A 21,313-nucleotide genomic window follows, 5' to 3' on the forward strand; every position below is an offset into this window, starting at 1 on the left:
GATTCGACGGATGAGCTCGAGTCGACGAGATGAAGGAGGACGCGGTCAATGGCAGTTCTGGTGACCGGAGGAGCAGGCTACATCGGTTCGCACGTGGTGCGGCTGCTCACCGAACGCGGTGACGATGTGCTCGTCGTCGACGACTACTCCACAGGCATCGCGGCCCGAGTCGATGGTCTGCCCGTCGTTGACCTCGACCTGGCCGCAGCCGATGCGACCGACCGCCTCGTCGCCGCCATCGAGGAGCACCAGGTCGATTCGATCATCCACTTCGCCGCGAAGAAGCAGGTCGGCGAATCCGTCGAAGAACCGGTCATGTACTACCGGCAGAACATCGGCGGCCTGACGAACATCCTCGCCGCCGTAGAGCGCTCCGGCATCGAGTCGCTCGTCTTCTCCTCCTCGGCCGCGACCTACGGCATGCCCGATGTCGACATGGTGCCTGAGGATCTCACCTGCCGTCCGATCAACCCCTACGGCCAGACCAAGCTCATCGGCGAGTGGATGATCGACAACCAGATCACCGCCTCGCAGATGCGGGGAACGACGTTCAATGCCGTGAAGCTGCGCTACTTCAATGTCGCCGGTGCCGGTTGGCCCGAACTCGCCGACACCGCGGTCATGAACCTCATCCCGATCGTGCTCGGCCGACTCGCCGACGGCAAGGCGCCGATCATCTTCGGCGACGACTACGCCACCCCGGATGGCACCTGCATCCGCGACTACGTCCACGTCAAAGACCTCGCCGAAGCCCATATCGCGGCGCTGGACTACATGAAGGCCGGCGGCACCACGGAGACCGTGTTCAACGTCGGCACCGGAACCGGGGCGTCGGTGAGGGAAGTCATCGACACCATCGCCGAGGTGACCGGCCGTGACATCGTCCCCGACATGGGCGAGCGTCGCGCCGGAGACCCGCCGGCCCTCGTCGCCGACGTCTCCCGGATCCAGGCCCTGCTGAGTTGGAAAGCCGAATTCGGTCTGGAGGAGATCGTCCGCAGTGCCGTCGAAGCCGCGGGGATGCTGCCTGGGCAGAAGTAAACGGCGCTTAGAAGGGCAGGACTGATGGTTCCGGACCCGGTCTCAGCAGCGCTCGACTGGGTCCGAGCACGTTCCGCGGCAGGGCAGGATCTGTCATCCCGTGCGCGTGTGGCACTGCATTTCCATCCCGGTGATGATGTCTCGGAGACCGGAGCGCTCGCGTCGATTCTCGCTCAGGGGCGGTATGTGTCCCAGTTCGTCACGGGAACGAGCAACGGCGGTCTGACTGCCTTTCCCGGTGGTGACCGGTGGCACTGGGAGCAGAGGATATTCGGCGGAGCCTATGACCATGTGGAAGTGCAGCATCGACCGGTCTATGGAGCTCTTGACCTCGACGGCGATCCCTACGGCCCGGCACCTCGATTTGGGTCGGCCCACCTGCGTCTTCGCCCGGAGACTCTTGCTCGGGCGACCTTTGCCTATCCGGACAGCATGTTCGGCCCGGAAATCTTCGGCGTCGCTGACCGGATGGGACTCATCGCCGACTTTCGTCGCGACGAGTCGGCCGGCGACCCGGCTGTTGCTCAAGGAAGCGGTATGTCCCGCGACCGTCTCGATCACTACATCGAGGCTCATATCCACGGAGAGGTGAAGGTGCCCGAAGACGTCGAAGCGCTGGTGATCGATCCCAGCTTCGACGATCATGCGGTGCTGGAGACGGCGGACCGCTGCGGTCTCGCCGTCGAGACTCATCCGGGTTATGTCGCCGAGGTCTCCCGAATCGCCGCGCATCCGGAGTATCGGGGCCAGGACGTGGTCGAGCTTGCGCAGCGGATCGCCGAGGGTGTGGGGAACTCAGCGCAGCTGAGACCCATCCATGTCGCGCGCGCCCGACGGGCGTGGGATCTCGACGGGCAGCAGATCAAGAAGGTCTGGCACTGCCTCGCGCGATTCGGCCGGACCTGGTGAGACCACGCTGTCACTCAGCGGATTTCATCTCGCTTTCGACGACCCATTTGTGGTTCGTCATCTCCATCTCATCTGTCTTCAGGTCGACCATGTAGACGGTCTCGTCGGTCGCTGAGTCGATGGTCGCCTCGGCGCCCTTCATACCGGGCATATGGTCGGCATTGACGGTGACCTTCGCGCCCGTCTTCAGCGGCGCTTTGTTCGGGTCCTCAAGCTCTTCGTGGACGACCCACTTGTGGTCCTTGACCGGACCTCCACCGTCGGTCGGCGTGTAGCTGATCGAATACGTTGTCGTGTCGAACGCGCCGGAGACGGTTGCCTCGGCGTCCTTCATCCCCGGCATGTGATCGGCAGAGAGAACGACTGTGTCGCCGACGTCGAATTTGGGGTCGGCGGCCTTCGTGATTCCCTCGGGCGGGTCGCCGCCATCGGCTGCGTGTCCTTCGTGACCGCCTGATTCGTGTCCTGAATCGCTGCTGTCCATGTCTTCGTGATCGGATCCGCTGGATTCGTTCGATGCGGACTCGTGACTTCCGTGGGAGCCTTCGCCGTCGGATCCCTGAGTGCCATCATTCACGGTCGAACAGCCTGCCAATGCCAGCCCGAGTGCTGCGACGACTGCCGCAAATCGGATGGTCGGTGAGAGCTTCTTCATAAGTGGTCTCCTGGTTCTGTGAGACGGCCGCGTCGGAGATCGCCCGGCGGAAGATGGGACAATTTCACGGCATCCCAGCTCGCGGACCCGCCACGCACACCCTATACCCCTGACGGGTATGATCGCCAAGACGACAGAGGTGCTCTGCACCCGTAGTGGCATGGGGATATATATGAGAACGACGCAATCGTGCTAGACGGCTTTCGTCTAGAACTTTCGTAAATGAATCTGATTTGCATCTTGCCTTGACCGGATTGCATTCATAGACTCGGCTGTCATGAACACAACCACAGTTGCTTGTGTCACGTGTAGTCCGGGAGTGCGCCGATGAGCGAAGTCAGTCTCAAGCAGTTGCGCTGTTTCCTCGCTGTGTACTCCGAAGGAAGCTTCACGAATGCTGCCAAGTCCTTGCACATGGCACAGTCGCCGGTCAGCCAGTCTGTTGCCTCCTTGGAGCGGCACTTGGGAGAGAAACTCTTCGAGAGGAGGCCGCGTGAAGTCATCCCCACTGCCGCGGCTCGCGGGCTCTATCCCGAAGTGCTCGAGCTGCGACGCCGTGCCGATTCGCTCCCACAGCTTGCAGCCGATATGCGTGACGGGAAGAAGACTCGGCGGATCCGCCTCGGCGGTGTCAGCTCCACTTTCCCGGCCATCATCACCGGAGTGCTCGCGGCTCTCGACGACTACTCGATCGTCGTCTCCGACGGCGCCAGTTCCGACCTCACACTTGCTGTCGACAACGGGGACATCGATGCATGCCTGGTGAGGGAGTTCAGCAGCCACCGGCCCGATGAGAAGATTGCGTTCCGGGAGAAGCTGTGCGTGGCATTTCCAAATGGCCATCGGCTGGCCGGCCGCAGCGAAGTGCATGTCGGCGAGATCAGCGACGAGCCGGTCGTGTTGTTCCACCGTTCCTCTGCTCCCGTCGCATTCGACCTCGTCGCCAGCATCTTCATTGAGCACGGACGAACGATGCGCACGGTCGCACATGTGTCGAACGAGCAGGCCATCCTCGGGCTGGTCGCCGCCGGGGCGGGCATCAGCCTCGTGCCGGCATCGGTTGCCATCCAATCGTGGAGCGGTGTCGCATTCGCCTCCCTCGCCGAGGCACGGCACACGTATCCGCTGACGATCCGCACCGCGCCTGGAGACCCGTTGAAACTGTTGCACCCGCTGACCGAAGTGCTCGGCAGATGGGCGGCAGAAAACGACCTTACGCCCTGACCTTTTATCCGCCCTCTCATCCACGAACCGCTTTCACAGGAGACTGCTCTCATGGAACCCACGGAATTCAGCCCCTCAGCGCTGCTCGTCGATGCCGGACTCATCGGCGGCCTGCTCGTCGTCGGCACGATCCTGCGGGCAAAGATTCCGGCGATCCAAACGATGATGATTCCTGCCGGAGTCATTGCCGGTGTGCTCGGTCTGGTGTTCGGCCCCAATGTTCTCGGCTGGCTGCCGTTTTCGGACCAGCTCGGCGAATACACCTCACTGCTCATCGTCCTGGTCTTCGCCTGCCTGGCAATGACCAGCGACTTCAACATCCTCAAAATCGGGCGATCGGTCGCAGGTTTCGCGAGCTACGGTGTCCTCATCTACGCCGCGCAGACGGCCATCGGCATGGGGCTGGTCCTGCTGGTCCTCGGTCCGCTGTTCGGGGCACCTGATCATGTCGGGCTGCTGCTGTTCGCCGGCTGGGCCGGTGGCTTCGGTTCAGCAGCGGCGATCGGTACGGTATTCGCTGATTCCGGAGACCCTGCCGTGCAGTCCCTCGCGTTCACCGCAGCGACAGTCGGTCTGCTCGTCGGAGTCGTCGGCGGTATCATCCAGGCGAAGTACGGTGCAGTGAAGGGATACGCCCGTGAGTTCTCCGGCCTCGACACGGTGCCCGCCGAGTTGCGGACCGGAATCCTCGACGACAACGTCGAGCAGCCTGCGATCGGTACGCACAAATTCTCCGGCAGCGCCATCGAATCGTTGACGTTCCAAGCCGGAATCGTCGCCGGGATGTCTGCGGCGGCCTACGGAATCAACGTCATCCTCGGCGAACTCATTCCTTCTGTGGCATTCCCACTGTTCTCAATCGCGTTCCTTGTCGGCCTCGTGCTCCGGGCCTTGCTGTCCGCGACGTCGACGACGAAGTTCATCGACAAGGACACCCAGAGTTCCATCTCCGGATCTGCGACTGACGTCCTCATGGTGTGCGGGATCGCCTCAGTAGTGCCGAGCTTCGTCGTCGACCAATGGCTCTCACTTCTCATTCTCTTCGTCGTCGGTCTGGCCCTGTGCCTGTTCCTGGGCCTGTGGGTCGCCCCGCGGGTAATGGAAGACGGGTGGTTTGAACGGCAGCTCTTCACCTGGGGCTGGGCGACAGGGGCGGTCGCCACGGGCATCGCTTTGTTGCGCATCGTCGATCCGAAACTCAAATCTCGCACCCTTGAGGACTTCTCGCTGGCGTATCTCCCGGTCATCCCGGTAGAAGTCACCGCCGTGACGTTCGCTCCATTGCTGGTCATCGCCGGCGCCTCGTGGGCAGTTGTGGGAATCTGGGGTGCGATCACCGTCGTCGCTGTCGCCGCAGCGCTCGTCGTTGTCGCAGGCAACAGACGCAGCCGGATCCAGGTGTGATGCGCCCGCGAGAGTGACCAATCACCCAACCACTTCTTGAGGAGAACAGCTTTGACTCACCACATCGTCATCGGAGCAGGGCTGGCCGGTGCCGCAGCCGCGTATTCGCTGACCGCGCGCGGCGAGGACGTCACTGTGCTCGAACGGCATACCCCGGCCAACGATCGTGGCAGCTCCCATGGTTCGGCCCGCATCTTCCGCTACGCCTATCCGGACCGTCTCTACACCGAACTCGTTGTGCGTGCGCGTGAGCTGTGGGAGGACCTCGAAGCGGAATCGGGAACTGAGCTGATCACTCGCACGGGAGCGCTCGACTTCGGCGACGCCCGGCACACTGATCTGCTCGCCGAGATCTTCGATGATGTCGGAGTCGAGTACGAGGTCCTCGATCCCGAGAGTGCTGTGGAACGGTGGCCGCAGTTCGCCTTCGACACCGACGTTCTGTGGCACCCGGACGCCGGTGTGATCGACGCCGAGACCACGGTGACCACCATGCTCGACCGTGCGGTGGACACAGGGCGGGCTCGGGTCCTCAATGATTGGACGGTCACCGAGGTGGCCCGACGATCCGTGGGCGGCTTCCGTGTCGCCTCGGCGAAGGGGAACGCTGTCGAGGGCGACCACGTCATCGTCGCGGCGGGCGGGTGGTTGCCCGACCTCCTCGGCGATCTTGGTCTTCCGCAAGCGTTCCTTGCGGCGCTGCCGACATTCGAAGTGCGGCAGGAGCAGGCGTTCCACATGCCCTACCGCGATGCCAGTGCTGACGGGCGGCGGAGCACACCTTGGCCGACGTTCATCCACAAATCCGGTGAGATGTTCACCTACGGACTACCCGGCGGGCGGGATGCCGGTTTCGCGGGGCAGAAGTTCGCGCAGTTCAACGGTGGGAAGGTGATCGGTTCGGCTCTTGACCAGGACGGACAGATCACCGAGGAGATGCGGACCCGGATGATCGACTATGCGAAGCGGAACCTGCCGGGACTCATTCCGGAACCGTATGCGGAGACCACGTGCCTGTTCACGAACACCCCGAACGAGGATTTCGTCATCGACGAGGTCGACGGGCTCGTCATCGTCTCCGCGTGTTCGGGGCACGGGGCGAAGTTCGCGCCGCTCCTCGGCGAATTTGCGGCCGACCTCGCCACGGGCGCCGACGATGTTCCGGATCGGTTCCGGTCGGGCGGCGCTACCAGGTGATCTGCCGGCGACGGGGTGGGTCAACGCTTTGACGCGATGATGAGATGCCGCGTCGAATGGGCGACGAAGGGGTCGCCTCGGCGCATCTTGGCATCGAGCTCACGCAGCTGCGGCAGATATCTCTCGACCGTGAAATCGGGAACCCACCACGGGCACTTGCGCAGGATCCACACGACGGCCCCGACGTCGTAGAACTCCATGCGGCAGCGTGCGGTCCGCAGCTTGTCGATAGCGAGTCCGGCCGCCTCGGCGGCTGTGGTCTCGGCTTCGGGATCGCGGGCCTTCCGGTTCTCCGGCAGCGGCCCGAGGAAGAACTCGATGAGGTCGAACGCCGAGGCGGGGCCGACGTGCTGGGCGAGGTAGATGCCGCCGGGCACGAGCACGCGGGCGATCTCCGACCACACGGGCGTGACCGGATGACGCGAACTGACGAGGTCGAAGCTGCCGTTGGCGAACGGCAGGCTGTGCGGGTCCGCCTCGACGACATCGACCCCGCGAGGACCGAGCCGGTGCCGGGCGATGGCGACGTTCGGGGCGAAGGACTCGGTGACGGCCATGCGGGCAGGCAGGACCGGTGCCTCGTCGATGACCTCTCCGCCGCCGGTGTCGATGTCGAGGGCCGCGGTCGCCGTCGACAGATGGCGGGCGAGCAGTGTCGCGTAGCCCCACGGCGGACGCTCTTCGGTGGCGCGCCCGGCGAGCCAATCGAACCCCCACCCGGAGATATCGGCGGACTGGGCCTCGGTGACGAGCTCGTCGAATGCGCGCATACCGCCATCTTCGCGCACACGACCCTTACACGTCGAGCCAAGCGGTCACATCGACGAGCAGATCGTGCGGTGCCTCGAGCGGGACGAGGTGGCCCGAGTGCGGGAACCGGGTCACGTGCGAGTTTCCGGGAAGAGCCTCGGCGAGGCGATCGGCCTGGTCGACCGGAATCCACGGATCGTCCTCACCCCACCCGATACGGACCGGGCAGCGCACCTCGCCGAGGCGGTCGACGACGGGCGCCGTGTGCTCGGGGCGCAGCGCGGCAATCTGCCGGTAGAACCCAGCTTGACCGGCTTCGGTGCGCCAGGGTGCGTTGAGTGCGGCGATCCATTCCTCGCTGAGTCTCGAGTGGTCTTCGCCCGACGGAGATTCGTCGGATGTCGTGTTAGCCGCCCCGGAGATGTATTCGCGGACCAGTGCGCGATGGAGGCGAGGAGGGAGAGCGGCGAAGACCTTTTCGTTCCCGGCGACGAGGCGGAAGAACGGTGAGCCCCACGGGGCGAGAGTGACGATGTCGAGCAGATACAACGACGCAAAATCGCAGCCCTCGAGCAAGTGCGCGCCGAGCGTGACAGCGCCGCCGATGTCATGGGCGATGACGTAGGGATTCGAGACTTCCCAGCAGTCGATGAGCTCGACCAGTCGACGACGTTGGGTGATGAGATCGACGGCGGGGGTCGCCTCGGCGAGGGGATCGTCCGTCGGCTGTGGCGACGTGGTGGAGAGATCGGGGATGGACTTGCCGTATCCGGGCATATCCCACAGGCGGACGCGGTTCGTCAGCGCGAGTTCGTGGGCAAGCGGCAGCCACATCCGTGCTGACCACGGGGTTCCGTGACAGATGATGACCTCGCCGAGGCGGTCCTGGTCGGTGTCGGGGGAGATCGGTCCGAGGGTCGTTGTGGCCACCTCGGCGCCGTCGCTCAAGGTGATGCGATCGGTGGAGATGCGGATGGCGGGACTGCGGTCTGTTGGCGTCGTCATGAATCGACGGTAGAACTTCAGGTCAACCTGAAGTCAAGGTGTCATCATGGAGTTATGAAGATCGGGGATGCGGCCGCAGAGCTGGGAACGGCCGCGCATGTGCTCAGGCACTGGGAGGACAAAGGCGTCGTCGTGCCGGACCGGACTGCGAACGGGCACCGTGACTATTCAGCTGAGCATCTGAGCCGGTGTCGGATCGTGCTGTCGTGCCAGAGTGTGGGCATGAGCCTTGCGGAGATCCGGGCGATCCTGCACCAAGGTGAGGCGGGACGTGCCTCGGTGATCGCGGCTCGCCTGTCGGCGATTCGGGCGCAGCGAACCTCGCTGGACTCGGCGGAGAAGTTCCTCCTCCATGTTCGCCATTGCCGGCACGACCTCATGACTCGGTGCCGGGAGTGCTCGGAGTATGCGCGTTGAGGCGGGAGCGGTGCGGAGGAGCAGGGCCGCGAGCTGCTCGGTCGGGCAGGTAACGGTCGGCCGTCTCGGCGAGGTCGATGTTGCGATGGGCGGAACTCAGTGCGCATTGCGCGAATTCTCGGGTCGGTGATGGTCACAAAATCTCGGAGAACGGGCATGATGGCCTTATGACCACAGATATGGATATTGCGCTCAGCGCCGAGCTCGATCCCATCGTCGACATCGCCGCTGGGCTGGGTCTCGACGCGAAGGACATCATTCCCCACGGATGGACGAAGGCGAAGGTGCCCATCGACATCCTCGATGAGGCGGCCGAGTCCGCCACTGACGGCAGGCTCATCCTCGTCACTGCCATGAGCCCGACCCCGGCAGGGGAAGGAAAGACCACGACGAGCATCGGTCTTGCTGATGGACTCAACGAACTCGCGCGGTCGACGCCCGAGGTCGGCAAGGCCGTGCTGGCGCTGCGGGAGCCGAGCATGGGCCCGGTCTTCGGAATGAAGGGCGGGGCGGCGGGCGGCGGATACGCACAGGTCGTGCCGATGGAGGACATCAACCTCCACTTCACCGGCGACTTCGCGGCCATTGCGGCGGCGAACAACCTTGCCGCGACGATGCTCGACAATCACATCCACTTCGGCAACGAGCTCGACGTCGACCCGCGGCGCATCCACCTCCGCCGCGTCGTCGACCTCAATGACCGCGCCCTGCGCGGAGTCGTCGTCGGGCTCGGCGGACTCAACGGGGGAGTGCCCCGCGAGGATGCCTTCGACATCGTCGTCGCGAGCGAGGTCATGGCGGTGTTCTGCCTGGCCACCTCGTTGGCTGATCTCAAGGAACGGCTGGGACGGATCGTGCTCGCGCACAGTAGGGGGCGGGAACCGATCACAGTCGCGGACATCGGGGCGGCGGGCGCCATGACCGCGCTGCTGCGCAACGCACTGGCGCCGAACCTCGTGCAGTCCTTGGAACATTCGCCGGCGTTCATCCACGGCGGACCGTTCGCGAACATCGCCCACGGCTGCAACAGCCTGCTGGCCACGAAGGCCGGGCTGTCGCTGGGGGACTGGGTCGTCACTGAGGCCGGATTCGGTGCCGACCTCGGGGCCGAGAAGTTCCTCGACATCAAGTGCCGCACCGCCGGGATCTGGCCCTCTGCCGTGGTCGTCGTCGCGACACTGAGGGCCCTGAAGTACCACGGTGGGGTCGACGTGAAGGATGTGAACTCGGCTGATGTTGGTGCGATGCTGGAGGGCATGAGCAACCTCGAGCTGCACTGCCGGAACCTGCGCGAGATCTACGGGCTGACGCCGGTCGTGTGCTTCAACCGGTTCCCCACGGACACCGACGAGGAGATGTCCGCGGCGATCAGCCATTTGGACGGTCTTGGGGTTGCGGCTGTGGAGTCCACGCACTGGGCCGACGGCGGCAAGGGTGCGCTCGCTCTGGCCGAGGCGGTCGTTGAGGCTGCGGGCGGTGTTTCGGGCGGCGGCACTGGTGTCGGGAACGGTGATGGGTCGGCTGGACCGGCCGTCGACGATGGGTCGGTCTTCGTCGCCGGCACCGCCTCGGGGGATGCCGAAGCTCCCGCTGCCGATCCGGCGTCGCGGGCACGGTACGGCTATGACCTCGACCGGCCGCTGGAGGAGAAGATCCGCACGATCGCGCAGCGGATCTACCAGGCCAAGGACGTCGATCTGCCGGCCAAAGTGAAACGGAAGCTCAAGCAATTCACCGATGAGGGCTACGGCGATGCGCCCGTATGCATCGCGAAGACGCAGTACTCACTGTCGACGGACGCGAGCCTGCGCGGGGCGCCGACCGACCATATCATCGAGATCAAGGACGTGCGGCTGTCGGCCGGAGCCGGGTTCATCGTCGTGATCGCCGGCGACATCATGACGATGCCGGGCCTGCCGCGCGAACCCTCAGCGCTGAAGATCGATGTTACCGAGGACGGCAACATCACCGGCCTCTTCTGATACGTAATTGCTACCTGACGGCGGCCCAGCAACCTCGCGCGCGGTTGCTGGGCCGCCGTCAGGTAGTTCTGGGGGTCAGTCGGACCTCGTGACGCGGTCGAACACAGCGTCGAGAGCTGATGCCAGGTAGTTGCGGTTGGCCTCGTTCATCCATTCGCTATTGAGCATTTCGTTGAGGCCGCCCGGGGTCTCGTGGGCTGCGACCAGGTTGTCGATGGGCTCGTCCGTCTGAGCAAGAGTGGTGCCGAGTCCGACGAACTGGCCGCGGATGAAGTGATCGGCATCCGCCTGATCCCAGCCGCGGTCGACCAGCCACGCGGTGATCGTCTGAAGGAACGCGAAGTGCGCCGACATCGTCGCCGTCACCGCCGAGAGCGTGGAGAACATCGTCTCGTCTGCTGCGGTCACCGATCCGCCGAGGTGACTCAGCAGCCCTTCGACCGCGTCATTGGCCGGGTATACCGCGGTGACTCCCTTGTGCTCGCGGACGGCGGGCAGGGGGATGACGCGCACGATCGTCGGGGAATGCGGAAGATGGTTTCCGAGCGTGGTCGTCGAGACTCCAGCAACGGCGCTGACCAGGGTCTTTTCGGCAGGAATGTCGAGATCGCTCAAGACTGCGTCGGTCTGCTGCGGCAGGACTGCGAGGACGATGAGGTCGCTGCGGTCGATGACGTCCTGATTGCTCCGGCAGACCGTGGCGGACTCGATTGAGTCAGCGAGTTTCGCCGCGCGTTCTGCATTGCGTGGGGAGAGGAAGAGCTGGAGGTCGGGTTTCGCCCCGCTGTCGGCAAGACCTTCGACCATCGCCGAGGCGATTTCTCCGACTCCGATGAAACCGATTCGTGTCATGTGCTCCTCCCTGAGTGGTTGTGTGCCTGTGTGCATTGTGTCATCGACGTACGGAGCCACGGGTGGGGATCGAGCCAACGGAGAGGAGCGAGGTGTCGTCGCCTAATGCGAGCGCCAACCGCCCTCGCCCCTGATCGCCGAGGCGATGCGACGACTGGCAGTACCGAGTTCATGAGCCTGGGTCGGGGTCAAAGACTCGAAGACGACGCGTCGTACGAAGGCGACGTGATCCGGAGTAGCCGCACTCGTAGCCGCGAGGCCGGAGTCGGTGAGGGAAGCGATCGTCGTGCGCCCGTCGTCGGGGTCCGGACATCGAGTCAACCACCCCCGGCGTTCGAGACGTGCGACTGCCCGTGACAGTCGGGAGAGAGTGCTGTTGGCGAAGCCGGCAAGTTGTTTCATCGCCAAAGTCCTTTCCGCCGCCCTTGAAAGTGCGAAGAGGATCCCGTACTCGAAATGGCTGATATGCGAATCGCGCTGCATCTGCGCATCGAGTGCGGCCGGAAGCCACTCGAGCAAGGTCGCGACCGACGACCAAGTCTCGAGCTCGTCCGCTGTGAAGGCGGACGAGTCGGAGTCTTGAGGGCTTCGTTCTGTGGCACTATACGCGGGACTGTCCATGCAGTGGAGTCTAGTTGATTACTTGCGTAGGAAACTCAATCAATCTATTGTTGACTTTCCTGGGCAAGTAACGGCGGAATCGAGACATCAAGGCGGAAACCTCATGGATCTTCAATTGGCGGGCAAGACCGTATTCGTCTCGGGATCGACGCAAGGGATCGGCTTCGCGATCGCCGCACTCTGCGCGCACGAAGGGGCGACGGTCATCATCAACGGTCGCCACGAAGAAGGCGTCGAAGCGGCTGTCGCGCATCTGCGAGAACAGAATCCGTCCGCCTCGGCGAGGGGAATCACGGCGGACTTCGCCGACGTCGGGCAGGTCGACGGATTGCTTGACCGTCTCGGCCACGTGGATGTGCTCATCAACAATGTCGGCCTCTTCGACGTGGCGACGTTCACCGAGATCGATGACGCCGAGTGGCTGCGATACTTCGAGATCAATCTCATGAGCGCCGTTCGCCTTTCCCGGAGACTGCTCCCGCAGATGCTCGAGAGCGGGTGGGGGCGAATCGTATTCATCGGCACGGAATCGGCCGTCGATGTACCAGGGGACATGATCCACTACGGCGCGACGAAAGCCGCGACGCTGGCGTTGAGCAACGGCCTGGCGAAACTCACCCGTGGAACCGAGGTGACCGTGAATACCGTGCTCGGCGGGCCGACGTATTCTGACGGGGTCGCCTCCGCGGTCGAGCAGATCGCCGCCTCTCAGTCGGTGCGCGTCGCGGACCTGAAAGACTCACTGATTCGCGATACCTCACTGTTGCAGCGCTTCATCGAGCCCGGCGAGATCGCCCACCTCGTGGCCTACCTGGCCAGTCCTCTGTCCTCGGCGACGAACGGTGCAGCCCTGCGCGCGGATGGAGGGGTGCTGCCGACTCTGGTGTGAGGGAGGCAGGGTCGTCCGTCCTCACTGGAAGCTGTCGAGCACCACCTCGGCGACGGCAGCGACCAGGGCCGGTCCATCCTCTGAGCCGGGGTCATCGGTTTCTGTCATCACTGAAATGACGATGGGGTGGCGATCGGGAGGCGTGACCACTGCGATGTCGTTCTGAATCGCATCCGAGTGCCCCGATTTGTCTCTGACCACCCATCCCTCGGGTGCGCCTGCGCGGATGAGCGGGTCGCCGGTCTCGTTCCCCGACATCCAGTCGAAGAGCACCCTGCGATCATCGTCCGAGAGCCGTCGCGGGTCCAGGAGGCTGTGGAGATCGGTGGTGAATGCGGCCGGAGTGGTGGTGTTGTCCGTGCTGCCGTCTTCGACGTCGTTGAGCTCCGGCTCTTCGTCTGTGACCTCGGTCGTCATGTCACCGGCCTTCTCCAGGGCGTCGTCGAGGGCCTCGGGCCCGCCGATCTGGTCGAGCACGATGTTCATCGCCAGGTTGTCACTGATCCTCAGCGCGCTCTCGGCAACGTCTTCGAGCGGCAGTCCGTCGTCGACGTGTTTCTGCGTCACCGGTGTCCATCCGGCCTCATCGACATCGGCCTGAGTCCAGGACACGTTCTTCTCAAGTTCTTTCGGAGACGTGCGATTAAGGAGTTCGGCGACAGCGAACACCTTGAGTGAGGAAGCGAAGCCGAAGCGCTCGTCTGCACGGTAGTCGACTGATTCATCGGACTCGGTATCGAACGCGCTGACTCCGACTCTCGCGTCGTAGCGGTCCTCGAGCTTCTTGAGCTGCTTTTCGAGTCGCTGGTGGTCAGTGTCGTCCTTCGGGCTGGTCGAGGTTTCGGTTAGAGGGCTGGACTGGTTCGACGACTGAGCCTCACTTGGAGCGCAGCCAGCCAGCGCAAGAGAGGACAGTATTGACGTGACGAGAAGCTGCAGGGTCCGTGTGTTCATCGATTCGTTCCGTTCTCTCCCTGACGGGAGCCGATGTGACGTGGATCGTTGGGTGAGCGCCGTCTCGCGTTCGACGTTCTCGCGATGCTCGGCGCTGACCAGTCTTCTCTGTAGGCGCCATGCGGTCGAAGACTGAAACACCCGCTCTCATATCGATAGCGCATACCATGAGGTGATGGACCTGGTAGACGCCTGTCGGACATTCACCGCTGTCAGCGAACTCGGCAGCATGACACTCGGCGCTGCTGCGGACGGGATCCCTCAGCCGGTGGCCAGTCGACGCATTGCAGGACTGGAGAAACAGCTCGGTGCACGACTCCTCGAACGGACCGGGCGAGGAGTGAGTCTCACACCGTTCGGCCGCGACATGCTCGTTCCGGCGACGCGCCTCGTCGAGTTGGCCGACGAGATGTTGCTTGGTGCCGACCGAGCGAAACTGCGGCCGGTCTCAGTCGCGGTCCCGACGATCTGCTCCACTCGAAACCTTGCGGTGTTGGCAGCTTCGGTGAAGGACCGGGGACTGCGGGTCGACTTCCACTCGGGGCCGCCGGGCCGGCGAGCCGACGACCTCGCCAGGAGACGAGTGCGCGCGTCGCTGCAGACCGTTCCGGCAGACGAAGGCAGATGGGCTGTCGAGTTGGGATGTGCTCATCGTTCCCCGTTGACGGCTCCGATGCGGATCGCCGACCTGCGGAGATCCCGGTCGCAGGTCCCCGGCGATGACCTCGAACTCGCGGGTCGACGCCTGCGAGTGACGAGCGAGGACAACGTCCCGCACATCCGCGACCGGATCCGACGATCCGCTGAGACCGCAGGTCTGCTGCCGTACCAGGTCGTCGTGGACACCTCAGATCCCGACGCGGTGGCGGCAGTGCTCAGTGACGGTGACCTGATGCTCTGCAGTGAAGCGGAAGCCGCGGAACTGGATCTTCCCTGGACACCGCTCATCGATCCGGTCATCTCTCGGGGCTATATGCTGAAGGCCGGCTCGGACGAAGATGAGACGCTGCTTGCCGACTTCGCCGAGGAATTCGCTGATTGCCTCGGCGGTTCGATCCGCGCAGACTCGAGACGGCAAAGCTCCGCGGCAGTGAGGACGCAAACGACGACGGATCGAGCCGCCTCGGCGATGGGTTCGGGAATCGGACGATCGACTTGAGGAATGGATTGAGCGAGCGGAAGAGAGTCGTCGAAGCGGTCGGTGCAGAGCTTGAGAGCGCGGGCCTGCGTGCTCGGATCCTCGCCCGTGATCTCGACTCGCATGCAGAAGTCGCTCTGGCGTCCGAAGGCGCGATGCCGTTGGCATCCTTGGTCAAGGTGCCCATCGCTCTCGCAGTGCTCAACCGAATCGAGGCGGGTGAGCTCGCCGCCGACGAACAGGTGCGGGTCGATCCAGCTGCGACCGGCACTGCGAGCCCGACAGGGGTGGCACGTTTCCGACATCCGGCACGGATCGCGATCGAAGACCTGCTCACTTTAGCCGTGTGCTTCAGCGACAATACTGCCGCCGACGCCCTGCTCGACCTCGTTCCTGCGAGCGACGTCCAGCGAGATCTCGATGCTCTGGGGCTGCAGGGCATCGATGTCCGGCACCGGCTCGACGCACTGGTGTCGACACCTTTGGAGAGCCTCGACCGATCCGAAGCACATCTTGCGTACGATCTTGCGCAGGCGCGGCCTGCCTACGGCGACGGGCATCGGATCTGGCAGCTCGATGTCTCCCGGGCCAACTCCGGCACCGCCCGCGATCTGATGGGCCTACTGGCTGAGCTGTGGCGGCCCGAACGTGTCGATCCCCGCATCGCCGCACGGCTGCGGGACCTCATGTCCGGAAACGTCGTGCGTCACCGCATCTCCCCTGACCTCATGTCCGATTCGGCCCAGTGGTCGTCGAAGACGGGCACACTGCTCCACCTCAGACACGAGATCGGCGTCGTCGACCATGCTGATGGTCAGTCGATTGCGGTCGTCGTGCTCAGTGAATCGAGCAATCCTGCCTCCGTGCAGCCAGCCGCCGAGGCAGCCCTCGGTGCCGCTGCCCGTGCCCTCCACGATCTGCTGAGGTGAGGACCGGCCGTGAAGGAGCAGCCCATCGGCCGCAGTCGGCGCGTGCGGGACGGCGAGTCAGATCCAGCCTTCGCGGCGGGCATTGCGTAGGGCTTCGACACGATTGCGGGCCCCGAGCTTGCCGATCGCGCTCGACAGATAGTTGCGGACCGTGCTCGGCGACAGATGCAGAGCCTCTGCCACATCTGCGACCGGAGCACCCTCGTCCGAGGAAACGAGGACTTGGACTTCGCGCTCCGACAACGGGCTCTCACCCGAGCTGAGCGCCTGAGCCGCCAGGAGTGGATCGACAACCGTCTCTCCGCGCGCGACTCGACGAATCGCCTCGGCGAGGGTCTCTACCGGGCCGTCCTTGACGAGAAATCCCCGTGCTCCTGCGTCCATCGCCCGACGCAGGTAGCCCGCCCGGCCGAAGGTAGTGACGATGACGACCGCAGGTCTCTCAGAGCCCGTCCCATCGGTCGGTCTCGCAGGCTCACGGTCTTCGGAGAGCCTCAGCTCTTCGAGCGCTTCGAGCCCTGTCTTGCCCGGCAGCTCGATATCAAGAAGGAGCACGGACGGGTTAGCGGTAGCGATCAATCCTGCGACTTCGGCACCGCTGCCGGCCTCGCCGACGACCGTGATGTCGTCTTCGAGATCGAGCAGGCTGATGAGAGCAGAACGCATCAGAACTTGATCCTCGACAACAGCGATCCTGATCATTGCCTCTCTCCTGCAATCGGCGCGTGAACAGTGAGGGCGAAGCCGTGAGAGTTCGAGCGTGTATGAACCTGTCCACCGAGGCGCTCTGCCCGCTCACGCAGCCCGGCCAGCCCTGCGCCTGTGGAGTTCTGACCCATACCGTTGCCATCATCGGTGATCTCAAGGGCGCCGGAGGCCCCATCGACGGACACTTTCACCGAGCACGTCGAGGCATGCGCATGACGGAGGACATTCGTGCCAGCCTCTCGGACAGCCCAGGCAAAGAGGGCGTCGACAGGACTGTTGAGATTCGGCACCGGCATCGTGTCGACCTTGACCCCGGCGTCCTCAAGGACAGTGACCGTACGGGCGAGTTCATCCGCGAAACGCATCTCCCGGTAACCTGCGACAGCCTGCCTGACATCGGCTAAGGCTGTGCGCCCGATGTCCTCGACTTCCTGAGCATGCAAAATTGCTGTCGCAGAGTCGGTCGCGGCGAATCGACGGATGGCCTCAGCCTTGACCACGATCACCGACAAGGTGTGACCGAGTAGGTCGTGGAGATCTCGGGAGAACCGTTGGCGTTCCTCCACTACGGCGAGTCCGGCCAGCCGTCGTCGGGTGGCGCGCAGATCCTCGACGGTAGTGGTGAGTCGGCGGATCAGGTAGGTGCTGGCACCCGCCATCACGGTAGCGAATCCGAACTGCAGCGCATTGCTCAGCGACATTGTTGCGAACCCCTCGGCGAAGGATCCGCTGACCGCCAGACCCATGACGATCCCAAGTGCTGCGCGGATCCGGACGGCGGTGGCGGCTGCAATGGCGAGCAACGGGTAGAGGAAGCCCTGACCTCCAAGAGTCACGATGAACTGTATGACGACCAACGCCATGAGTCCCGCAGTGCAGAGCTCTCCCACACGCCGCGGCAGGTCGCTGTGGGCGACAAGAATCGTGACGACGTAGAGGGCTGTGATTGCCAGGTGGATCGTCAGCGCAGTGAGGTCGCCGTCGAGGACGGCTGTCAGGATCGGGGACAGCATGAGGACCGGCAGCCACACCAGCGCGAACCCAGGTCCGCGAGTCCGGTCGACCCACTGCGAGACATAATCGTCGTTGTCGGTGGAAATGGATTGCTTCGTCATTGTCGCCTCCGGTATCCCGATTCGTACATTACTCGGACGGTGCTGTCGATGGGCCCCAACCTGAGGATTCGGATCCGTGGTCGGACGCGCGACTCGTGCTGCGTGGGACGAGGATCCGGAGTCCGAGAATCGTTGTGGCACCGACGACCACGTGCATCAGCTCGAGTACGACCACGGCTGCGCCGTTGGCTCCTGACATCAGCGGCCCAACCATGGACACAGCGAGAACCGAGCATGCGAACACGGTCCACATCACCGTTCCGCCGCGGAATTGCTTCATGATGCTGTAGGAGATGCCGGCTGCGCATCCGCTTCCGAGAGAGACGAGCGCGACAGCAGCCGGGGCGACGGCCGGGCCCTCGGCGATCAGCGTGACGCCTGCTACCGGCACGGCGATTGCCCATACTGCAAGCGCAGCGAAGGCCCCGGCAAGAGTCACGATGGCAACGACGGCAGATGTGTTTCTAAAGGGAGCCGTCCGTCGCTCAGCGGTTGAACGATGCTTTGGGCGTCGGGCGGGGGTGGTTGTCGGTGCAGGTTCTGATACGTGATTGGTGGAGTGGCTCATCGTGGTCGCCTCCTTGGTTGAAGCGTCGATAAATTTTGACAGCTTCGACGCTACTGAGGCCGAAAGCACAACAGTAGGGAGCACGATCCCGAATACACAGTGACAAATGTCCCGAAACCCACCCATAACTACCTGACGGCGGCCCAGCAACCTCGCGCGAGGTTGCTGGGCCGCCGTCAGGTAGCAATTGGGGTCAGAAGCTGGGGAGGACCGAGCCGTCGGACCACTTGTCCTCGATGAACTTCTTCACCTCGGGGGAGTGGAGGAGGTCGTCGAGCTTCTTGATGTTCTCGTCGTCCTTGTTCGCGGTGCGAGCGGCGAGGAAGTTGCCGTACGGGTTGTCCTCGGCCTTCTCCAGCAGGATGCCGTCCTTGGCCGGGGACAGGCCTGCCTCAAGGGCGTTGTTGCCGTTGATCACCGAGGCGTCGACGTCCTCGAGGGTGCGAGCCAGCTGGGCGGCGTCAGCCTCGACGAACTTCACGTTCTTCGGGTTGTCCTCGACATCGGAGAGTTTCGCGTCGACCGCGTCGACTCCGTCCTTGAGGGTGATGAGCTTCGCCTCCTCGAGCATCTTCAGCGCCCGGCCCTGGTTGGACGGGTCGTTGTTGATGCCGATCTTCGCGTTCTTCGGGATGTCCTTGACGTCTTTGATGTCCTTCGAGAACAGCGCGAAGGGCTCGAGGTTGATGGGTTCGAAGCCGGTGATCTCGTAGCCCTGACCCTCGACCTCGGAATCGAGGTACGGCTTGTGCTGGAAGTAGTTCGCGTCGATGTCACCGTCGTTGAGCGCCTTGTTCGGCAGCGTGTAGTCGGTGTACTCCTTGACCTCGATGTCGAGGCCGGCATCCTCGGCGAGGTTCTCCTGCACGAAGTTGAGGATGTCGCCCTGCGGGACCGGGGTCGCACCCACGATGAGCTTCGTGAGGTCGCCGTCCTTCTCGCCGACGGAATCGGTGCCGCCGCCGACGAGTCCGCAGCCCGAGAGCAGCAGGGTCGCGCTGGCCGCGATCGCGATGAGCTTGGTCTTCATGGTTCTCCTTGATGTGTTGTGTGTGTCGTGAAGTGGTGCGGTGCGAGGTCAAGTGGGTTGAGATTGTCGAATTCGCAGCCGATTCGGGCAATCTGTACCCACTTAACGCGGAAGATTGCCGGATAACCCGCCGAGGCGGCTCAGCGGTGGTCGACCGCGCGGGCCAGCCGATCGCCGATGAACTGGATGAGCGTGACGATGAGGACGAGGACGATGATGCAGGCGATCATCGTGTCCGCCTGGTAGCGCTGGTAGCCGTACGAGATCGCCAGTGCGCCGAGCCCGCCGCCGCCGACGGCGCCGGCCATCGCGGTGTAGGACACCAACGTCACCGAGGTGACCGTGGCGGCCCCGATGAGACCGGGCTTGGCCTCGGGGACGTAGACCTGACGGATGACCTGACCGTTCGAGGCACCCATCATCAGGGCCGCTTCGACCTTGCCTTCGGAGACCTCACGCAGGGAGTTCTCGACCAGACGGGCGTAGAACGGGATCGCCCCGATCGTCAGAGAGACCACGGTCGCCTGCCAGCCGAGTGCGGATCCCACGACGAACCGGGCGAAGGGGATGAGGGCGATGATGAGGATGATGAAGGGGATCGAACGGGTGACGTCGACGATGAAGGACAGTACCCGGTAGACGAACTGGTTCGAGTTCAGTCCGCCCTTCGACGCGGTGAACAGCCAGATGCCCAACGGCAGTCCGAAGAGCACGGCGAGCCCGGTCGACCACGCCGTCATGAGCAGGGTTTCGACGGCAGCAGGCCACATCTGATCGGTGATCGCGGGGTTGTCCAACCACATGGGATCGTTCATCAGGCTGCCTCCTCCGCATAGATGCCATCGGCTTTCAGGGCGCTGATCAGCCCGTTCGACTGCTCGGCCGAGCCAACGGTGAAGCGCAGCCGGCCGATCTGACGACCCTCGATCGTCTCCACGGCCCCGGCGAGGATCGCCTCGGCGCTCACTCCGGCCTTCTGTGCCGCGGTGAGCACAGTGGGCAGATCGGTGCCGGCCAGGGACACCTCGACGAGGCGGCCCTCCGAATCGTCGATGCCGACCGGAGGCAGCGGAACGAGGTCCTTCGCCAGTGCCGATCCGGGTTCGGAGAGCACCTCGGCGAGCTTCCCCGTCTTGGCCACGCGGCCGTCGGCGAGCAGCGTCACGGAATCGCAGATCTCGCGGACGACGGACATCTCGTGGGTGATGATGAGGACGGTGATGCCCAAGCGGTCGCGCAGGGAGCGGATGAGGCCGAGGATCTGATCGGTCGTCGAGGCATCCAGCGCCGAGGTGGGCTCATCGCACAGCAGCACCTTCGGCTCCGCGGCCAGCGCTCGAGCGATGCCTACGCGCTGCTTCTGTCCGCCGGAGAGCTGAGCGGGATAGTTGTCGACGCGGTCACCGAGGCCGACGAAGTCGAGGAGTTCCCGAGCCTTGGCCAGGCGTTCGGCTTTGCCGATGCCGGCGATCTTGAGCGGCTGGGCGACGTTGTGCAGCGCGGTGCGCGAATCGAGGAGGTTGACGTGCTGGAAGACCATGCCGATGTTGCGGCGGGCCTCGCGCAGACCGGCGCCGGACCGGTTGGTCAGGTCGACGCCGTCGATGGAGACCGTTCCCGAAGTGGGGGAGTCGAGTCCGGTCAGGCAGCGGATGAGCGTGGACTTGCCTGCGCCCGAGCGGCCGACGATGCCGTGGATCTCTCCGGCCGGGACCGAGAGGTCGATCTCCTCCAGGGCGACGGTGTCTCCGAACACCTTCCGCAGTGCGCGCAGCTCGATCACAGGCGCCTCCTCGTGTGGTTGGTCAGCGCCGCGCACGGTGGTGGGCGGCGGATGAAGGGGGATGAGTCGGCCTACGATCCAGTAATGCCGACGATTCAGGATGCCAAGGAATTCCAGGATGCTCACAGACGGATGTCATAAA

Annotated in this window: 22 protein-coding genes; 10 read left to right on the forward strand and 12 right to left on the reverse strand. The window is 64.1% G+C overall.

All coding sequences use genetic code 11. The annotated features are described in order from the left end of the window. Positions 1 to 48: 48 nt before the first annotated feature. Positions 49 to 1,041 carry a UDP-glucose 4-epimerase GalE gene (gene galE / locus HK401_RS02375; protein WP_181273035.1) on the forward strand — a complete coding sequence of 331 codons (993 nt, stop codon included), beginning with the start codon at positions 49 to 51 and terminating at the stop codon, positions 1,039 to 1,041. A 108-nt stretch (positions 1,042 to 1,149) separates the two neighbouring features. Beyond that, entirely contained in the window at positions 1,150 to 1,950 is an 801-nt protein-coding gene (locus tag HK401_RS02380) for a DUF3626 domain-containing protein (RefSeq protein ID WP_309135890.1), read from the forward strand. 10 nt (positions 1,951 to 1,960) lie between these two features. Here the strand turns inward: HK401_RS02380 and HK401_RS02385 are convergent, their stop codons facing one another. After that, positions 1,961 to 2,605 (reverse strand): YdhK family protein, encoded by a 645-nt coding sequence (locus HK401_RS02385; RefSeq protein ID WP_181273037.1) that lies wholly within the window; start codon positions 2,603 to 2,605, stop codon positions 1,961 to 1,963. Positions 2,606 to 2,932: 327 nt separating this feature from the next. On the opposite strand from HK401_RS02385, the gene HK401_RS02390 reads away from it, so the two are divergent. Genes HK401_RS02390 through HK401_RS02400 form a run of 3 tightly spaced genes read left to right on the forward strand, consistent with a single transcriptional unit; the run spans position 2,933 to position 6,430 of the window. Continuing rightward, positions 2,933 to 3,829: a LysR family transcriptional regulator gene (locus HK401_RS02390; RefSeq protein ID WP_181273038.1), complete on the forward strand. Its 897-nt coding sequence runs from the start codon at positions 2,933 to 2,935 to the stop codon at positions 3,827 to 3,829. Between the two features lie 51 nt (positions 3,830 to 3,880). Beyond that, entirely contained in the window at positions 3,881 to 5,233 is a 1,353-nt protein-coding gene (locus HK401_RS02395; RefSeq protein WP_181273039.1) for a sodium/glutamate symporter, read from the forward strand. Between the two features lie 51 nt (positions 5,234 to 5,284). Continuing rightward, the gene (locus tag HK401_RS02400; protein WP_181273040.1) at positions 5,285 to 6,430 is read left to right on the forward strand and encodes an FAD-dependent oxidoreductase; all 1,146 of its coding nucleotides are present in this window, start codon (positions 5,285 to 5,287) and stop codon (positions 6,428 to 6,430) included. A 20-nt stretch (positions 6,431 to 6,450) separates the two neighbouring features. Here HK401_RS02400 and HK401_RS02405 read toward each other — a convergent pair whose 3' ends face one another. Both HK401_RS02405 and HK401_RS02410 read right to left on the reverse strand, forming a co-directional pair. Continuing rightward, entirely contained in the window at positions 6,451 to 7,200 is a 750-nt protein-coding gene (locus tag HK401_RS02405; RefSeq protein ID WP_181273041.1) for a class I SAM-dependent methyltransferase, read from the reverse strand. Positions 7,201 to 7,225: 25 nt separating this feature from the next. Further along, complete coding sequence (locus HK401_RS02410; protein WP_219921649.1) at positions 7,226 to 8,185, reverse strand: alpha/beta fold hydrolase; 960 nt, start codon at positions 8,183 to 8,185, stop codon at positions 7,226 to 7,228. 54 nt (positions 8,186 to 8,239) lie between these two features. Here HK401_RS02410 and HK401_RS02415 point away from each other — a divergent pair, with 54 nt between their 5' ends. Both HK401_RS02415 and HK401_RS02420 read left to right on the forward strand, forming a co-directional pair. After that, positions 8,240 to 8,602, forward strand: coding sequence for a MerR family transcriptional regulator (locus HK401_RS02415; RefSeq protein ID WP_181273042.1), 363 nt, complete (start codon positions 8,240 to 8,242; stop codon positions 8,600 to 8,602). A 167-nt stretch (positions 8,603 to 8,769) separates the two neighbouring features. Beyond that, a complete protein-coding gene (locus HK401_RS02420) occupies positions 8,770 to 10,584 on the forward strand; it encodes a formate--tetrahydrofolate ligase (protein ID WP_181273043.1) in 1,815 nt (604 codons plus the stop codon). A 75-nt stretch (positions 10,585 to 10,659) separates the two neighbouring features. Here the strand turns inward: HK401_RS02420 and HK401_RS02425 are convergent, their stop codons facing one another. Then, on the reverse strand, positions 10,660 to 11,436 hold the full coding sequence (locus HK401_RS02425) for an NAD(P)-binding domain-containing protein (RefSeq protein WP_181273044.1): 777 nt from the start codon (positions 11,434 to 11,436) through the stop codon (positions 10,660 to 10,662). 102 nt (positions 11,437 to 11,538) lie between these two features. Next, complete coding sequence (locus HK401_RS02430) at positions 11,539 to 12,057, reverse strand: MarR family winged helix-turn-helix transcriptional regulator (protein ID WP_181273045.1); 519 nt, start codon at positions 12,055 to 12,057, stop codon at positions 11,539 to 11,541. A gap of 103 nt (positions 12,058 to 12,160) precedes the next feature. Here HK401_RS02430 and HK401_RS02435 point away from each other — a divergent pair, with 103 nt between their 5' ends. After that, positions 12,161 to 12,946, forward strand: coding sequence for an SDR family NAD(P)-dependent oxidoreductase (locus HK401_RS02435; RefSeq protein ID WP_181273046.1), 786 nt, complete (start codon positions 12,161 to 12,163; stop codon positions 12,944 to 12,946). 21 nt (positions 12,947 to 12,967) lie between these two features. On the opposite strand, the gene bla is transcribed toward HK401_RS02435, so the two are convergent. Further along, on the reverse strand, positions 12,968 to 13,900 hold the full coding sequence (gene bla, locus HK401_RS02440; protein ID WP_181273047.1) for a class A beta-lactamase: 933 nt from the start codon (positions 13,898 to 13,900) through the stop codon (positions 12,968 to 12,970). 175 nt (positions 13,901 to 14,075) lie between these two features. Here bla and HK401_RS02445 point away from each other — a divergent pair, with 175 nt between their 5' ends. Together HK401_RS02445 and HK401_RS02450 are read left to right on the forward strand one after the other, a co-directional pair. Beyond that, a complete protein-coding gene (locus HK401_RS02445) occupies positions 14,076 to 15,059 on the forward strand; it encodes a LysR family transcriptional regulator (RefSeq protein WP_181273048.1) in 984 nt (327 codons plus the stop codon). An 8-nt stretch (positions 15,060 to 15,067) separates the two neighbouring features. Then, positions 15,068 to 15,967 carry a serine hydrolase gene (locus HK401_RS02450; protein WP_181273049.1) on the forward strand — a complete coding sequence of 300 codons (900 nt, stop codon included), beginning with the start codon at positions 15,068 to 15,070 and terminating at the stop codon, positions 15,965 to 15,967. Positions 15,968 to 16,024: 57 nt separating this feature from the next. On the opposite strand, the gene HK401_RS02455 is transcribed toward HK401_RS02450, so the two are convergent. From HK401_RS02455 to HK401_RS02480, 6 genes are all read right to left on the reverse strand, one after another. Then, positions 16,025 to 16,669, reverse strand: coding sequence for a response regulator transcription factor (locus HK401_RS02455; RefSeq protein WP_181273050.1), 645 nt, complete (start codon positions 16,667 to 16,669; stop codon positions 16,025 to 16,027). After that, positions 16,666 to 17,790, reverse strand: coding sequence for a sensor histidine kinase (locus tag HK401_RS02460; protein ID WP_181273051.1), 1,125 nt, complete (start codon positions 17,788 to 17,790; stop codon positions 16,666 to 16,668). The genes HK401_RS02455 and HK401_RS02460 overlap by 4 nt, the downstream gene beginning before the upstream one ends. A 28-nt stretch (positions 17,791 to 17,818) precedes the next feature. After that, positions 17,819 to 18,484 carry a DUF6069 family protein gene (locus tag HK401_RS02465; RefSeq protein ID WP_309135891.1) on the reverse strand — a complete coding sequence of 222 codons (666 nt, stop codon included), beginning with the start codon at positions 18,482 to 18,484 and terminating at the stop codon, positions 17,819 to 17,821. 67 nt (positions 18,485 to 18,551) lie between these two features. Then, complete coding sequence (locus HK401_RS02470; protein WP_181273053.1) at positions 18,552 to 19,388, reverse strand: MetQ/NlpA family ABC transporter substrate-binding protein; 837 nt, start codon at positions 19,386 to 19,388, stop codon at positions 18,552 to 18,554. 140 nt (positions 19,389 to 19,528) lie between these two features. Beyond that, entirely contained in the window at positions 19,529 to 20,203 is a 675-nt protein-coding gene (locus HK401_RS02475) for a methionine ABC transporter permease (RefSeq protein ID WP_181273054.1), read from the reverse strand. After that, positions 20,203 to 21,171, reverse strand: a complete 969-nt coding sequence (locus HK401_RS02480) for a methionine ABC transporter ATP-binding protein (protein WP_181273055.1) — start codon at positions 21,169 to 21,171, stop codon at positions 20,203 to 20,205. Before HK401_RS02480 ends, HK401_RS02475 begins: the two co-directional genes overlap by 1 nt. Positions 21,172 to 21,313: the final 142 nt, after the last annotated feature.

The sequence above is a fragment of the Brevibacterium oceani genome (assembly GCF_013623835.1).
In the GTDB taxonomy this organism is placed as follows: Bacteria; Actinomycetota; Actinomycetes; order Actinomycetales; family Brevibacteriaceae; genus Brevibacterium; species Brevibacterium oceani.

Excerpts from the sequence above, each read along its gene's own strand:
- galE (WP_181273035.1), top strand. The coding sequence starts at position 49 with ATGGCAGTTCTGGTGACCGGAGGAGCAGGCTACATCGGTTCGCACGTG.
- HK401_RS02385 (WP_181273037.1), bottom strand. The coding sequence starts at position 2,605 with ATGAAGAAGCTCTCACCGACCATCCGATTTGCGGCAGTCGTCGCAGCA.
- HK401_RS02390 (WP_181273038.1), top strand. The coding sequence starts at position 2,933 with ATGAGCGAAGTCAGTCTCAAGCAGTTGCGCTGTTTCCTCGCTGTGTAC.
- HK401_RS02395 (WP_181273039.1), top strand. The coding sequence starts at position 3,881 with ATGGAACCCACGGAATTCAGCCCCTCAGCGCTGCTCGTCGATGCCGGA.
- HK401_RS02405 (WP_181273041.1), bottom strand. The coding sequence starts at position 7,200 with ATGCGCGCATTCGACGAGCTCGTCACCGAGGCCCAGTCCGCCGATATC.
- HK401_RS02410 (WP_219921649.1), bottom strand. The coding sequence starts at position 8,185 with ATGACGACGCCAACAGACCGCAGTCCCGCCATCCGCATCTCCACCGAT.
- HK401_RS02415 (WP_181273042.1), top strand. The coding sequence starts at position 8,240 with ATGAAGATCGGGGATGCGGCCGCAGAGCTGGGAACGGCCGCGCATGTG.
- HK401_RS02420 (WP_181273043.1), top strand. The coding sequence starts at position 8,770 with ATGACCACAGATATGGATATTGCGCTCAGCGCCGAGCTCGATCCCATC.
- HK401_RS02425 (WP_181273044.1), bottom strand. The coding sequence starts at position 11,436 with ATGACACGAATCGGTTTCATCGGAGTCGGAGAAATCGCCTCGGCGATG.
- HK401_RS02430 (WP_181273045.1), bottom strand. The coding sequence starts at position 12,057 with ATGGACAGTCCCGCGTATAGTGCCACAGAACGAAGCCCTCAAGACTCC.
- HK401_RS02435 (WP_181273046.1), top strand. The coding sequence starts at position 12,161 with ATGGATCTTCAATTGGCGGGCAAGACCGTATTCGTCTCGGGATCGACG.
- bla (WP_181273047.1), bottom strand. The coding sequence starts at position 13,900 with ATGAACACACGGACCCTGCAGCTTCTCGTCACGTCAATACTGTCCTCT.
- HK401_RS02445 (WP_181273048.1), top strand. The coding sequence starts at position 14,076 with ATGGACCTGGTAGACGCCTGTCGGACATTCACCGCTGTCAGCGAACTC.
- HK401_RS02455 (WP_181273050.1), bottom strand. The coding sequence starts at position 16,669 with ATGATCAGGATCGCTGTTGTCGAGGATCAAGTTCTGATGCGTTCTGCT.
- HK401_RS02460 (WP_181273051.1), bottom strand. The coding sequence starts at position 17,790 with ATGACGAAGCAATCCATTTCCACCGACAACGACGATTATGTCTCGCAG.
- HK401_RS02465 (WP_309135891.1), bottom strand. The coding sequence starts at position 18,484 with ATGGGTGGGTTTCGGGACATTTGTCACTGTGTATTCGGGATCGTGCTC.
- HK401_RS02470 (WP_181273053.1), bottom strand. The coding sequence starts at position 19,388 with ATGAAGACCAAGCTCATCGCGATCGCGGCCAGCGCGACCCTGCTGCTC.
- HK401_RS02475 (WP_181273054.1), bottom strand. The coding sequence starts at position 20,203 with ATGAACGATCCCATGTGGTTGGACAACCCCGCGATCACCGATCAGATG.